Annotated in this window: 12 protein-coding genes and 2 other annotated features; of the genes, 4 read left to right on the forward strand and 8 right to left on the reverse strand. The window is 46.3% G+C overall.

The annotated features are described in order from the left end of the window. Positions 1-40: 40 nt before the first annotated feature. Positions 41-301, reverse strand: coding sequence for a hypothetical protein (locus POF51_RS23990; protein ID WP_017247929.1), 261 nt, complete (start codon positions 299-301; stop codon positions 41-43). 103 nt (positions 302-404) lie between these two features. Here POF51_RS23990 and cax point away from each other — a divergent pair, with 103 nt between their 5' ends. After that, positions 405-1,448: a calcium/proton exchanger gene (gene cax, locus POF51_RS23995; protein WP_026043017.1), complete on the forward strand. Its 1,044-nt coding sequence runs from the start codon at positions 405-407 to the stop codon at positions 1,446-1,448. A gap of 56 nt (positions 1,449-1,504) precedes the next feature. Here the strand turns inward: cax and POF51_RS24000 are convergent, their stop codons facing one another. From POF51_RS24000 to POF51_RS24020, 5 genes are all read right to left on the reverse strand, one after another. Further along, the gene (locus POF51_RS24000) at positions 1,505-2,839 is read right to left on the reverse strand and encodes a sodium-dependent transporter (RefSeq protein ID WP_017247926.1); all 1,335 of its coding nucleotides are present in this window, start codon (positions 2,837-2,839) and stop codon (positions 1,505-1,507) included. Positions 2,840-2,902: 63 nt separating this feature from the next. Then, positions 2,903-3,140: a binding site (T-box leader), on the reverse strand. 49 nt (positions 3,141-3,189) lie between these two features. Beyond that, positions 3,190-3,429 (reverse strand) — a binding site (T-box leader). A gap of 108 nt (positions 3,430-3,537) precedes the next feature. Further along, a complete protein-coding gene (locus tag POF51_RS24005; protein WP_007725848.1) occupies positions 3,538-3,819 on the reverse strand; it encodes a YlaN family protein in 282 nt (93 codons plus the stop codon). Between the two features lie 93 nt (positions 3,820-3,912). Beyond that, positions 3,913-4,845 carry a glutaminase A gene (gene glsA, locus POF51_RS24010; RefSeq protein WP_017247925.1) on the reverse strand — a complete coding sequence of 311 codons (933 nt, stop codon included), beginning with the start codon at positions 4,843-4,845 and terminating at the stop codon, positions 3,913-3,915. A gap of 78 nt (positions 4,846-4,923) precedes the next feature. Beyond that, positions 4,924-6,093 (reverse strand): MalY/PatB family protein, encoded by a 1,170-nt coding sequence (locus tag POF51_RS24015; RefSeq protein ID WP_069852178.1) that lies wholly within the window; start codon positions 6,091-6,093, stop codon positions 4,924-4,926. 130 nt (positions 6,094-6,223) lie between these two features. Continuing rightward, positions 6,224-7,750 (reverse strand): AbgT family transporter, encoded by a 1,527-nt coding sequence (locus tag POF51_RS24020; RefSeq protein ID WP_017247923.1) that lies wholly within the window; start codon positions 7,748-7,750, stop codon positions 6,224-6,226. Positions 7,751-8,156: 406 nt separating this feature from the next. Between POF51_RS24020 and POF51_RS24025 the strand changes: the two genes are divergently transcribed. Next, positions 8,157-8,666: a hypothetical protein gene (locus tag POF51_RS24025; RefSeq protein ID WP_069852180.1), complete on the forward strand. Its 510-nt coding sequence runs from the start codon at positions 8,157-8,159 to the stop codon at positions 8,664-8,666. 95 nt (positions 8,667-8,761) lie between these two features. Here POF51_RS24025 and POF51_RS24030 read toward each other — a convergent pair whose 3' ends face one another. Then, a complete protein-coding gene (locus tag POF51_RS24030; RefSeq protein WP_007725857.1) occupies positions 8,762-8,899 on the reverse strand; it encodes a sporulation histidine kinase inhibitor Sda in 138 nt (45 codons plus the stop codon). A 276-nt stretch (positions 8,900-9,175) separates the two neighbouring features. Then, complete coding sequence (locus tag POF51_RS24035; RefSeq protein WP_017247921.1) at positions 9,176-10,387, reverse strand: ornithine--oxo-acid transaminase; 1,212 nt, start codon at positions 10,385-10,387, stop codon at positions 9,176-9,178. Positions 10,388-10,583: 196 nt separating this feature from the next. On the opposite strand from POF51_RS24035, the gene POF51_RS24040 reads away from it, so the two are divergent. Together POF51_RS24040 and POF51_RS24045 are read left to right on the forward strand one after the other, a co-directional pair. Next, positions 10,584-12,002 (forward strand): sigma-54 interaction domain-containing protein, encoded by a 1,419-nt coding sequence (locus tag POF51_RS24040; RefSeq protein WP_017247920.1) that lies wholly within the window; start codon positions 10,584-10,586, stop codon positions 12,000-12,002. A gap of 427 nt (positions 12,003-12,429) precedes the next feature. Next, entirely contained in the window at positions 12,430-13,818 is a 1,389-nt protein-coding gene (locus tag POF51_RS24045) for an amino acid permease (protein WP_069852182.1), read from the forward strand. Positions 13,819-14,003: the final 185 nt, after the last annotated feature.

Consider the following 14,003-nt stretch of genomic DNA (forward strand, 5'->3'; position numbering starts at 1 on the left):
AACAGTCGTAAGCTGCGTGCCTGTTTTCCTTTTTCGAGTTTCATTTCGAACGTTGTGATTGCATGTGCTGGGCCATTTTGACGAAACGCTCTTCCGGTTCTGTGGTCCCGCAAACTCCACATTGTATCATGTAGTTCTCACCTTTGTACGGCTGGTGAAACATATCGAGCTGTTCTTGATGGAGTTCCGCTACGACTTCGCCTGACTGTGGGTCCAGTCTAATATAGCGAGGGGTCTGCTCGATGACAGTGAACCTCATCCGATTCGATTTACATGTCGGGCACAACAAAGGCTGGGTCATAAAAAAACACCTCACTTTTCTTGTTCATGGTTAGTTTTGTCCAGAACAGGAACTCTATACCTATGAGGTTTTAGGGATGAGTAAAAACTGCTGAGGTGATGATATGAACTTGAGACTCTTTTTCTCATTAGTAGGCGGAAGCATGCTGTTAGCTCTTTATGCCCACTATTTTTCTGGAAATGAAATGCTCCAATTCGTAACGTCTTCACTTGCCATCATTTTTTTGGCGGCTTGGCTCGGAAAATCGACAGAGAGCGTCGCCCATTATGCTGGGGACCGAATCGGCGGCTTTCTTAACGCTACCTTCGGAAATGCCGCAGAACTCATTATTGCTTTTTTCCTGGTGAAAGAGGGCTTGTTCGATATGGTCAAGGCCTCTATTACGGGTGCAATCATCGGAAATATGCTGTTGGTTCTTGGCTTGAGCACGTTTCTGGGCGGTCTAAAATACAAAGAACAAACCTTTAATAGCAGGCTGGCAAGTCACAATGCTTCCCTGATGACACTCGCGATCGTCGCTTTGTTCATACCGGCAGTCTTCATGTTCGATCTGCCTATGATCAAGGTGGAGATCATCAGCATCGTCATCGCCAGCCTGCTCATCATTGCCTACATTTTGTGGCTTATCTTCTCGATGATTACCCACAGCGATTTTTTATCGGATATCGAGCCGCAAGAAAGTGATGCGGTATGGTCAAAGGGTGTCTCTCTCTTAATGCTTGCTGTCTCCACTTTTTTCGTGGCCGTTGTCTCGGAATGGCTGGTAGAGGGTGTACAGCATGTCTCCGAATCGTTAGGGTGGTCTGAGTTATTCGTCGGTGCTTTTGTCATTGCGATCATCGGGAATGCCGCAGAGCACAGCGCTGCCTTGCTTTTGGCACTAAAAGGACGCATCGGTGCAGCAGTCGAGATCGCGATCGGCTCCAGCCTGCAGATTGCCTTGTTCGTAGCCCCTACTCTCGTCATCATCAGTCTTTTGCTAGGCAATCCAATGGACATTGTGTTCACTACCTTTGAATTGGCTGCGATCGGAGTTGCTACCTTTATTACGATTTCCATCACACGGGATGGCGCTACGAACTGGTTTGAAGGCGTACTTCTGTTGACGGTGTATATTATTTTGGGTACGGTCTTTTTCTTCGCGTAGGGTGCAGGAACAAAATAAAGGCTCCGCCATCCTCTGTGGCGAAGCCTTTCGTTGTTTTACCAGATACCCAGCATTTGCAGGAAAACTGCGAGAATCGCGATAGGTGCTACATATTTAATCAGGAGAAGCCAAATGATAAACAGGCGTTTGCCCAGAGAAGTATGCGCCCCCAGTTCGTTTATCAATGTCTCGCGCTTCATTTTCAAAGGAACGAAGATCGAAATGAGCAGCGCTCCAAGCGGCATCAAGATATTGCTGACCAAAAAGTCCATCGCATCAAAGATAGACTTGCCGAACAGCGTAACCTCGCTCCATACGCCGAATGACAAAGCCGATGGTACACCGACGATAAAAATCAACAGACCAATCACCCAGGCGAGACGTTTGCGTTTCTTTTCGTCTCCTTTTGCAAGAGAAGCAACGATAATTTCTAGCATGGAAAAAGCCGAAGTCAATGTAGCGAAAAGGAAAAGCGCCAAAAAGATTAACAGAAAAATGCTACCGAAGGCAATTTGTTCAAACACGGAAGGCAGTACGATAAATAGTAATCCCGGCCCCGCTGTTGGTTCTACTCCAAGGGAGAAGACTGCTGGGAAAATTGCCAAACCGGCAAACAGCGATACGAGCAGATTCAAACTGACAATCGATCCAGCAGAACGAACCAGACTTTCGTTTTTGGCAAGATACGAGCTGTACGTAACCATGACGGACACCCCGACGCTCAGTGCGAAAAAGGATTGACCCAATGCGTACAGGATCGATTCAGCACTCAGCTTGGAAAAATCAGGACGCAGAAAGAAGGAAACCCCATCCATCGCCCCATCCAACGTCAAGGAACGAACCATCAATACCATAAATAAAAGGAACAAACCAGGCATCATGTACTTGTTAGCGGACTCAATTCCACTCTGTACGCCTCTCGCTACTACCCATGCGGTAATGAGCATGAAAACCAGCTGGGCGACTACTGCACTAACAGGATCACCGATGACGTCACCGAACACTTTGTCATAAGCTGGCCCTTGCAATTGACCAGTAAACCCGCGAAGAAGATAACTAAGAATCCAACCTCCCACCACACTGTAAAAGGACAAGAGCAAGAAGCAAGTGATCACACCAAGGCGACCGATCCAATGCCAGAGTGAGCCAGGCGCAATGGTTTTATACGCACTGATCGCCTCTTTTTGTGTACTGCGTCCGATTGTGAATTCTCCTAGCAACAACGGAAGACCAATTACTAGCGTAAAGATGATGAATAGCAGAAAGAACGCTCCACCACCGCTCGTTCCAACCATATAAGGAAATTTCCAAATGGCCCCCAGTCCAATCGCTGAGCCTGCCGCTGCCAAGATGAAGCCGAGCCTGCTCGTCCATTGTTCGGCTTGTTTCATAGTTTTCACCCTCCAAAGATCTTCTTTTTATGCTCAAAAATGGATACAAAAAAACCCGCCCCAAAAAGGGACGAGTTACTTATTTCTCGCGGTACCACCCTACTTAGACATCCCCTATTGGCGATGCCTCGCTTCGTCATTGATAACGGGTATGACCCGGACTCTCCTACTGGCGGCGCCTGCGTTCAGAGGTCAGCTCAAGAGTGAATTCAACGGGGCTTACATCAGGCTGCTCTCAGTCTATGGCAGCCTTCCCTGTCATGCAGCAGGTCCGTTTACTAGTCTCTTTCCTTGCTTGTTTCTATGATTAGGTTGTTGGGCGTCTTGCGAAAATAAAAAAACCCGTCCAAAAAAGGGACGAGTTATTCGCGGTACCACCCTGATTAAGTGCACGGGATACAGATTCCCTAGGCACTTCTCTCCATCATTGATAACGGGAATGACCCGATTCCTCCTACTAGGCAAATGCCATTAAGAGGGCTGCTCAGGAGGGAATTCTACGGGGCGCGCTTCAAAGCTGCTTTCAGTCTAAGGCAGCTTCTCCCTGACAAGCGGTGATTCCGCATACTAGTCTCCGTCATTGCATTTCAAAATTAATAAAAAATTATAGAGTTTAATTTAATATAAATATACGAAATAGGCAAGTGTTTTTTCTTTCAACAAAATGAAAAGCGAGGATAATCGCCGCTCTCCTCGCCTTACTTTTGATTAAACAGTTCATGAAGATGGGCCAATTTACGTTCCAATGAGCCCATAATTTCTCGACCAATGTCTTCGCTAATCAGTCCTAAGCGGACCGCGTACTCTACTTCACGAGAAAGCCCGAACATTTGGGTATCCAGCACTTCTTCATACAGTGGGCACTGCGGCATGGTCAGGTTTTCCATCTGTACGTCGATCAGCTTGTAAATTTTGTCGGCGTCTGCTTGAAGCAACGCTAGCGCTTTTTGTTCCAGATCGGGAACCTTAATTTCTGTCAAAACCTATCCCTCCGTTTGCCTCCATCCTTATCATACATAGTACGCGATTCTGGGCCATTTGAAAAGGGGAGAAGACAGATCAACTGCAAGAAGCTAAAAGATACCAAGCTTCCACTCTTTTGAAAGCAGCTCCAACAGCTTGACACCGGCTACCGAATTTCCTTTTTCATCCAGGGCTGGACCGAACACGCCAATCCCCATTCGCTGTGGCACTGTTGCCATAATACCGCCGGCAACCCCACTTTTCGCGGGGATTCCTACGTCAATCGCAAACTCACCAGAGGCATTGTACATCCCACAAGTCACCATGAAAGTCTTACAGATTCGCGCTACTTCTTCTGGAATCACTCTCTCACCTGTATTCACGAGAATTCCGTCTGCTGCAAGCACCATCCCTAGTGTCGCTACTTCCTTCGCTGTCACTTCTATCGAGCAATGGCGAAAATACAGATCAAGCGTCTCTTCTACATCCGTTTCCAGAATGCCGCTGTCCTTTAGAAACCAAGCGAGGGCACGATTGCGATCAGCCGTTTTCTTTTCAGAACAATAAACAGCTTGATTAATAGAAAGATGAGGATTCCCCGTCATTTTCCGCATCAAAGCCATCACAGCATCTAGCCGCTCGTCCACGTTGGCACCGCGAATCATGCCCGCAACCGCAATGGCTCCTGCATTGATCATCGGGTTCAGTGGTTTATGGGATTCGGTCGTCTCTAGCTTAATAATCGAATTAAACGGGTCTCCAGTTGGTTCTTTCCCCACATGCCGAAACACGTATTCCTTTCCGTTCTGGCATAAGGCGACGATCAGAGAGAAAATCTTGGAGATACTTTGCATCGAGAAAGGCACATCTGCATCCCCAGTAGAAAGGATCGTCCCATCGGGCAAGCATACAGCCACTCCCAATTGATGTGAATTGACTTTTGCCAATTCAGGGATGTAGGACGCTACACTCCCCTTGTTTGTATACGCAAGTGACTGGTTGCGTACTTGCTCCAATTGTTCGGACGCTTGTTTCAAATCCATCGAAAAACCCCTCAGTCTATTACGTCGATGTATATAGATTCGATTGTAGATTTCTACATGAGACATGTCAAATTATCCCTACTTCTGCACGGCGTGCTCCAATCGTTCCATCGCTTCGACTAGAATCGATCTCGGGCAAGCAAAATTGATTCGCATGAACCCTGCACCATCCTGTCCAAACGTTGTACCATCGTGCAAACCGAGCTTTGCATCCTCACGAATGAGCTTGTTCAACTCCGCCTGACTATGTCCTAGCTGTCTAAAATCCATCCACCCCAAGTATGTCGCTTCCGGAAGTGCCATGGATACCCCAGGAATACGAGTCGATAAAAACTCATGCACATAGGCTGCATTCTTACGTAAGTAGATCAACAGTTCTTCCAGCCATGCTTCTCCATGTTGGTAGGCAGCAATCGTTGCTTCCATTCCAAATAGATTCAGATTCTCGTAGCCCATTTTGGATGCCGTGATGGAAAAGTTCCGCAATAACTGCTGATTTTCTGTCATCAAATAGGAAGTATACAGACCAGCCAAATTAAATGTTTTGGCGGCTGATAGGAAAGTCACACTCTGGTTGGCCAATTCCGGTGCCAGCGAGTAGTAAGGCGTATGAACATTTGGCTCATAGACCAAATCCGAATGAATCTCATCGGCAACCACAATCACGCCATTTTCTACACACAATCTTCCCAAGCGCTCCAGCTCTTCTCTGGTCCATACTCGCCCGATTGGATTATGGGGTGTGCAGAGTAGCATGAGCTTCACCCGCGGGTCGCTCAGCTTTTGTGTGAGGTCATCCCAATTCATTTCATAACGCCCGTCACGCTCCAAGAGTGGGCTGGTAACGACGTGACGTCCGCGATTTTCGACTGCATGATAAAAAGGGTGGTACACAGGCGTCTGGATCAAAACACCATCTCCCGGGGCTGTAAAAGCCTCTACGGCTACGTGTATGCCAGGAACGACCCCAGGTATACCTGTCATCCAGCTCACTTCTACCTCTACACCAAATCGCTTGTGTATCCACTCTTTCAAGCTCTGAAAAAGGGCATTTGACTTCAACGTGTATCCGTATATCGGGTGACTCGCGCGTTTGATCAGTGCCTCTGTGATTTCAGGAGCGCAAGCAAAATCCATATCCGCCACCCAGAGCGGAAGCATTCCTTCACCGTTCACTTTTGGATTCTGAATCTCCCATTTGACACTATCTGTCCCTCTGCGTTCGATGCGCTGATCAAAATCGTACACTTTCGTTTCCTCCCTTATTCCCTTCACATGCATACACACAGCATAAACCGTCTTTTTCCAATTGTCCAAGCTTCAGGTGTACGAAAAAAAGAGCCGCCCAGTGAGCGACTCTCTTCTTCCTATCAATAGATTAACGAGCGTATACGCCAGGACCAAATGGGAGGTCAAGGTAGTACCATAATGTCAATTGCAAGATCCAAACGACCAGGAAAACGATTGCAAATGGAGTCATGGTAGAGAAAATCGTTCCCATTCCCGCATTCTTATTATACTTCTGATAGAACGCCAGGAAGAGCGGGATGTACGGATTCACAGGTGAGATCGTATTGGTTGCAGAGTCCGCAATTCGATAAGCGGCCTGGATAAATGCCGGGTTGTAATCCAACAGCATCAGCATTGGCATGAATACAGGTGCAAGGATCGCCCACAGTGCTGAACCACTCGTGATAAACAAGCTACAGATACCAGTGAAGAGTGTAAAGGCAATAATGATCGGCAAGCCAGTCAAGCCCATGTTTGTCATGAATTCTGCACCATTGACAGCCATCAAAATACCAATGTTGCTCCAGTTAAAGAACGCGATGAACTGTGCTGCTGTAAACGCTAACACAATAAAGCCGGACATATCCTTGATTGCTTCGGACATGTAATGCGGAATGTCCTTCGATGTTTTAATCAATCCCATTGCTCTACCATACACAAACGATACGGTCACAAAGAACAACAGGATGATGGGAATGATCCCTTTCAAAAACGGTGATGTCAAGAATTCACCTGTCTTTGGATCGCGCAACAGTGAACCTTCTGGAACGACCAGCAATGCTACAATCACCACGAAAATCAGCGCTGCGATACCCGCTTTGCGCAGTGCTTTGTTTTCTTGCGGAGTTACTGCTTCGAATTGTACGTTTCGATCGCCGTGATACGTGCCAAGACGTGGTTCGATAATTTTATCGGTAATCCATCCTCCAAAGAAAGCGAGGATAACAACGGAAGCTGACATGAAGAACCAGTTATCTACTGGCGTAACCATTGCATTCGGATCAATCGTTTTCGCTACTTCCGTACTGATCCCTGCCAAGAGAGCATCTGTACCAGCAATGAAAAAGTTCGCTGTAAAACCGGAGGATACACCAGCCATACCAGCTGCAAAACCTGCAATCGGGTGTCGCCCCATTGCCAAGAACACAAGACCGCCAAGCGGAGGAATAATAACCATGGCTGCATCAGAAGCAAGATTTCCTAAAATACCGACAAAGACAATTGCATAACTGACAACCGATGCCGGAATACCTGCCATCATTTTGCGTAGAACTGTCGTCAAAAGACCGATTTTTTCTGCCAGTCCAATTCCAAGCGTCATCGCCAGAACGAGACCAAGTGCTGGAAATTCAATAAAGTTTTTCAGCATACTTGTTAAAATCCAATGAATACCTTCGACGCTAAGCAAACTCTTAACGGCAACCTCTTCGCCTTTTGCAGGATGCATAACCGAAAAGTCCATGGCTGCGAGGATTGCAGAGACTACCATCAATACACCACACAAAATAATGAACAATACAAATGGATGCGGGAGCTTATTCCCTACCGTTTCAATCCATTTTAGGATACCTTTTTGCTTCATCAGATCTACTTGCACATTCGTGCCTTTCGCCATAGTTTCGCCCCCTTATTCGTTTGAATTCCCTGAATGTTCTTGCGGATTTGCGACCATCCTCGGGATGAATGATGTGGTCTTCCTTCTCTAGCGCTCATCGCCGTTGATGGTTCAGCGGGAGAAAGACGAAGTGAGCTTCCCTTATTTCGTGAAAGCCTTTCCAAGAATCGAAAGGCTTGTACACAATGCCTTTTATCTGACCTCAACTTTTAAGTAAAAGTTCAAATAAAGCAAGCAAAGTTCACTCACACATAATAACTTGCTAATATGATTATATAATCTATAAAATCCATGTCAATAATTTTTAGACTATTTTATGAAATTTTCGCTTTTTGGATAATTGCTGTCATTTGCGAGTCTATAGTAATATAGAGATTGATTACGAATGATCACGGAGGAATGACGTATGTCTGATGTTATCGTGTTCAAAGGGGCCATTGCTTTCCCTATTACATTGGATCCAACCGTTTGGGTTTTTGATGAACGCAAATTCGATCTGAAAACATACGCGGGCGAAGATGATAGCTCGCTGGCTACACAAGCAAAGTATTTGGCTGGCACGGGGACGCAGTGGGATAAGGAATTGCGCGAAGGGGCTACACTTCCTTCCGAACGAAAAAGCTTAGCCGAAGAACGTAAAGTGCTCGAAGGCGAGTACGGAATTCGTCTCGATCCCTTCATTACAAACGCTGAGCCCCTACCAGAGGTGACTCATGTCCGTCTTCACCGCGAGGATCAGGAAGCGATCGTTCTTCCACTTGCAGAGGCAAGAAGAGCCATCCTCCAATTCTCCAAAGACGGCAAGCCTATTAAAGAGGATGGTCCTGTGTACTTTTATTTGCCGGAAGTGTTGCTGGCAAATGAAGCGCCAATCAAAGGAATTACCGCTTTGGAGTTTATTACGGAGCAAGCGTAAGACAAGCCACTTAAGTTGGATAACAAAAGCCATCCTCCTTCGAAAAAAAGAGGATGGCTTTTGCCATATGTTACGTATGTGTGATGATTTTGCTCTTAGGCGCTGAACTGCGTGATACGGATATTCCGATGCTGTAGTTCTTCGCGAAGCAATTCGATAAAAGCTGCATCTAGTTGAAGGTCGACAGCGCGATGATATACTTCTATCAACATTTGGTCACTTAAGTATTTCACCTTTGCTCACCTCCATCTCTAATATGAGCCCATTGTAACAGAAGCCTTTGTATCGAACAACCGTTCGGATATCCACAAGCATTGTGGACATCTTGTTGGTAACATGTGGGCAAATTGTGTGTAACTTATAAGTATCCAAGCATTTCCTTTGTGGATGTTTTCTTCCATTTATCCACAGTCAGTCGAAAATTGTCGAACGAATGATGTGACTATTCTGTCATAATGACCCCTTAAGAAAAAAAGCCACCCTGTACAGGATGGCTTTTTTCGTTGCTATTATGCGTTTGCCGCTTCTGTCACGTGCAGAACTTGCTTGATGCGATCAATTGCCCAATCCAGGTCTTCTTTGCTGATGACGAGTGGCGGTGCAAAGCGAATGGTTGTCTCATGTGTTTCTTTGCACAGGAGTCCCAGTTCTTTTAGTTTTTCGCAATATGGACGAGCGGCTGTTGTCAGCTCCAAACCAATGAACAGACCGCGACCGCGAATCTCCTTGATGATCGGGTTGTTGATTTCTTTCAATTTCTCCATGAAGTATGCGCCCATTTCCAGGGAGCGCTGTACAAGACCTTCGTCAGCTAGTACATCCATTGCTGCGATGGCAACTGCGCATCCGAGTGGATTTCCGCCAAAGGTAGAACCGTGAGAGCCTGGCTCAAATACGCTCAAGATTTCTTTATCTGCTGCTACTGCGGAAATCGGGAACACGCCACCACCAAGAGCTTTCCCCATGATGTACATGTCTGGTACTACATTTTCCCAATCGCTGGCAAACATTTTACCTGTGCGACCGAAGCCTGTTTGGATCTCGTCGCTGACCAAGAGTACATTGTTTGCTTTACATACCTCTTGTGCCTGCTTCAAGAAGCCCTCTTGCGGAATGATGATCCCTGCTTCGCCTTGGATTGGCTCCAGCATGAATGCTGCTGTATTCGGTGTAATCGCTTGCTTAAGCGCTTCAATATCGCCATAAGGAATGATTTTGAACCCAGGTGTGAATGGTCCGAAGCCACGTCTGTACTCTTCAGCAGAAGAGAAGGAAGTTACTGTGACAGTACGACCATGGAAGTTGCCTTCACATACGATGATTTCTGCTTGGTTCTCTGGTACTTTTTTCACGTCATAAGCCCAGCGACGAACCGCTTTGAGTGCTGTCTCTACTGCTTCTGCACCAGTGTTCATTGGCAGGATCATTTCTTTTCTTGTCACCGCAGAGAGCTTTTCGTAGAATTCACCCAGTTGGTCATTGTAAAAAGCACGGGAAGTGAGCGTTACTTTATCTGCTTGATCTTTCAGAGCTTGGATGATACGTGGATGACGATGCCCTTGGTTCAGCGCAGAATATGCACTCAGCATATCCAGATATTTATTGCCTTCCGGATCGTGTACCCATACGCCTTCTGCTTTGGAAATAACGATCGGTAGCGGATGATAGTTATGCGCACCAAATTTTTCTGTTTGTTCAATAACCACGTTTGTTTTACTCATGTCGTTAGCCTCCTTCAAGATCACTTGCTAAAATTATCTAGCAAGAACGATGCCAAATAGGAAAACCCCACAAAGTCGATCCAATCCGATCAAACAAGCAAAAAAATTTTGCATCTCGCATTCATAATCTTTTGCAGTGCATAATGTTTTTGCACTCATTCCCTTTATGCTATGATACCTTCATAAGGAAAGGCTGGTGACCACGGTGTCGTCTTCTAGGCAAAATTCTTCAGCTGACACTCTCTTGCGCATTTATGAACATATTTTGGACAGAATGAATGAAGGTGTACATGTCATCGATTCGGACGGGACAACGATTGTCTACAATTCCAAAATGACCGAGCTGGAATCGATGACCAGACAAAACGTTTTGCACAAACCTTTGGCAGAGGTTTTTCAGTTCCCGTCTGGACAGGAAAGTACCTTGCTCACATGCTTGCGTACCGGAAATAGCATTCGCAATACACGCCAAACGTATTTCAATGACAAGCAAAAAGAAATTTCAACCATCAACCATACGTACCCCATCATTGAAAATGGCAAGATCATCGGCGCAATGGAAATCGCAAATGATGTTACCAAAATGGAACGATTGATCAGAGAAAACTTGCTGCAAAAAAACGGGTCACGCTACACATTCGAGCACATTATCGGGAGAAGCGGTCCTATTCTCGATGTCATAGAGAATGCCAAACGCGCAGCACGCACCTCCTCATCCGTATTGGTCGTGGGTGAAACGGGTGCCGGGAAAGAGCTGTTCGTGCAAAGCATTCATAATGCCAGTCTGCGTGCTTCTGGTCCCCTTATTTCACAAAACTGCGCTGCGCTTCCGGATAGCCTCATCGAAGGGCTTTTGTTTGGAACTGCTCGCGGAGCATTTACTGGCGCAGTGGAGCGACCTGGATTGTTTGAGCAAGCAGAAGGCGGAACCCTTTTTCTCGACGAAATCAACTCGCTTAGTATGCCACTCCAGGCAAAATTGTTGCGTGCTCTGCAAGAGAAGTCGATTAGACGTATTGGTGACACAAAGGATCGATCGATCGATGTACGAATCATTGCAGCTATTAATGAAGATCCTGTTGAGGCAATCGCCCATTCGCATTTGCGAAAAGACTTGTACTATCGCCTCGGAGTTGTCACGTTATTTCTCCCCCCGCTTCGGGAACGCAAGGAAGATATTCCGATGCTGGTCAGCCATTTTATTGAGAAATACAATGAGCTCTTCCAAATGGAGGTAAGAGGCATCAGTGACGAGGTTCTGCAATTTTTTATCCAGCATGACTGGCCTGGTAATGTGCGTGAGCTTCAACACTTGATTGAGGGGGCCATGAATCTGATGATTGACGAATCAACCATCCGCTATGAACACTTGCCCTTACACTTTTTGCGTCGTACGCCAGCCGCTTCCGTAACAATCGAGCAACCCTCCCCTCACACGTTGCCTTTTGTGGACGAAGGAAAGCCGTTAAAGGAAACCATGCAAGAATTTGAAACAGCATATATTCACCATGTTGTGGAACGCTATAACGGAAATATTTCACGAGCAGCCAAGGAATTGCAAATTAGTCGTCAAAGCTTGCAGTATCGTTTGCGTAAGCTGGGAATTAAAGGATAGAGACCTTTTGGTTTGAGTCAACATAGTGGAGGAGAAGAAAAAGCACAGTTCTCTTCGACTCTGACACGCTTTCAAAAAGGGCCCGTCGATCCAAAGCCACCCTACGGGCGGAAGTTTCTCGAGGAAGAAGTGTTCGACAAGCGTGGTCCCCTTTTTGAAGTTCCGACTGGGTAGGCGTTGTCAAGGTCTATCGTTACCTTCTAAAAGCTTTACCTTATCATTTTTAATGAACGCCAAGAAATTTGGCGTTTTTTTAATTATTTTGCATCAACTGCCGAATCATTTTGCACATTTTGGTAGTATATACCTCAAAAATAATATTTTCATAAATTATTTCTTTTGGTATCATTCTTGCAGAGCATATATCGCTATCGCGCCTGAAAACGCATACATCCATTGAACATACTCGCGTGAAGGAGAGGGTTATATGTCCACAAGCAACATGGAGCAGCACAATCAATTGAAACGCACGATGAACAGCAGACACCTCTTTATGATTTCTCTTGGCGGCGTAATCGGGACCGGGTTATTTCTCGGATCAGGTTATACAATTAGTCAGGCAGGACCAGTTGGTGCCATTCTCTCCTATTTAGTCGGCGGCTTTATCATGTACCTGACTATGCTATGTCTGGGCGAGCTGACAGTTGCCATGCCTGTGGCCGGTTCGTTCCAAACATATATGACCCGCTTTGTTAGCCCAGCACTTGGGTTTGGTGTAGGTTGGTTGTATTGGCTTGGTTGGGCCGTGACCGTTGCTTTAGAGTTGTTGTCATCAGGATTGCTGATGCAACGTTGGTTCCCTGACTCACCTGTTTGGATGTGGTGCGCGATCTTCGGTGTAGTGCTCTTCTTATTAAATGCTTTATCTGCTCGAGCGTTCGGTGAATCTGAGTTCTGGTTTTCCAGCATTAAAGTAAGCGCTATCATCTTGTTCATCATCTTGGGTGGAGCGGCGATGTTTGGCTTCATCGACCTGAAAAACGGTCAGCCTGCGCCAATGCTCTCCAACTTTACAGAAAGCCCGCTTCTCCCCTTTGGAATCACAGGCTTGCTGATGACGATGATCACCGTGAACTTCTCCTTCCAAGGTACCGAGCTAATCGGGATTGCCGCTGGAGAAAGTGAGGATCCAGAGAAGACGATTCCGAAGGCCATTCGTACGACGGTTTGGCGTACACTCGTTTTCTTCATTCTGGCGATTGCCATCGTGGCAGGGATGATTCCACACCAACAGGCGGGTGTGATTGAAAGTCCATTTGTCGTCGTTTTTGACAGTATTGGGATTCCTTATGCCGCTGACATTATGAACTTCGTTGTCCTGACAGCACTTCTATCTGTGGCCAACTCTGGTTTGTACGCAGCAACTCGTATGCTTTACTCCCTGTCCAAAGAAGGAATGGCTTCGAAAAAGCTTGGGGCCGTAAATGGAAAAGGGATTCCGATGAACGCTTTGTTGATTACGTTTGCCATTGCTCTCTTGTCTCTTCTGTCCGGTATTTTTGCAGAAGATACGGTGTTCATGGTGCTGTTGTCTATCGCTGGTCTCGGCGCACAAGTGGGGTGGATCTCCATCTCCGCTTCGCAGCTCGCTTTCCGTCGCCATTACCTGAAAAATGGAGGCAAGCTGGAGGATCTGAAGTTCCGTACACCTTTGTATCCGATACTGCCTTTGATTTCCTTGATCTTGAACTTGCTCGTTCTCGTAAGCTTGGCATTCGATCCAGAACAGCGCATCGCCTTGTACTGCGGAGTTCCGTTCATGATCATTGCGATATGCGTGTATCAATTCCATTTTAAAAAGAAAATCGAAGCATAATCACAAAAAGAAAAGCTTGCAGCCCCCCTCTTTCAAGAAGGGACTGCAAGCTTTTCATGTTTTATATGCGATGCGATAGGCTTGGCAATACTACAATGAGATTCGGACAATTTCCGTAACGACTACCATGGCAAAGACTGCAAATCCAAGGGAACTCGTTACCAGCAACATGCGCTTCAGCTTTT

It is taken from the genome of Brevibacillus sp. AG, from assembly GCF_028369215.1.
GTDB lineage: Bacteria > Bacillota > Bacilli > Brevibacillales > Brevibacillaceae > Brevibacillus > Brevibacillus porteri.

Excerpts from the sequence above, each read along its gene's own strand:
- POF51_RS23990 (WP_017247929.1), bottom strand. The coding sequence starts at position 301 with ATGACCCAGCCTTTGTTGTGCCCGACATGTAAATCGAATCGGATGAGG.
- cax (WP_026043017.1), top strand. The coding sequence starts at position 405 with ATGAACTTGAGACTCTTTTTCTCATTAGTAGGCGGAAGCATGCTGTTA.
- POF51_RS24000 (WP_017247926.1), bottom strand. The coding sequence starts at position 2,839 with ATGAAACAAGCCGAACAATGGACGAGCAGGCTCGGCTTCATCTTGGCA.
- glsA (WP_017247925.1), bottom strand. The coding sequence starts at position 4,845 with ATGGATTTGAAACAAGCGTCCGAACAATTGGAGCAAGTACGCAACCAG.
- POF51_RS24020 (WP_017247923.1), bottom strand. The coding sequence starts at position 7,750 with ATGGCGAAAGGCACGAATGTGCAAGTAGATCTGATGAAGCAAAAAGGT.
- POF51_RS24025 (WP_069852180.1), top strand. The coding sequence starts at position 8,157 with ATGTCTGATGTTATCGTGTTCAAAGGGGCCATTGCTTTCCCTATTACA.
- POF51_RS24035 (WP_017247921.1), bottom strand. The coding sequence starts at position 10,387 with ATGAGTAAAACAAACGTGGTTATTGAACAAACAGAAAAATTTGGTGCG.
- POF51_RS24045 (WP_069852182.1), top strand. The coding sequence starts at position 12,430 with ATGTCCACAAGCAACATGGAGCAGCACAATCAATTGAAACGCACGATG.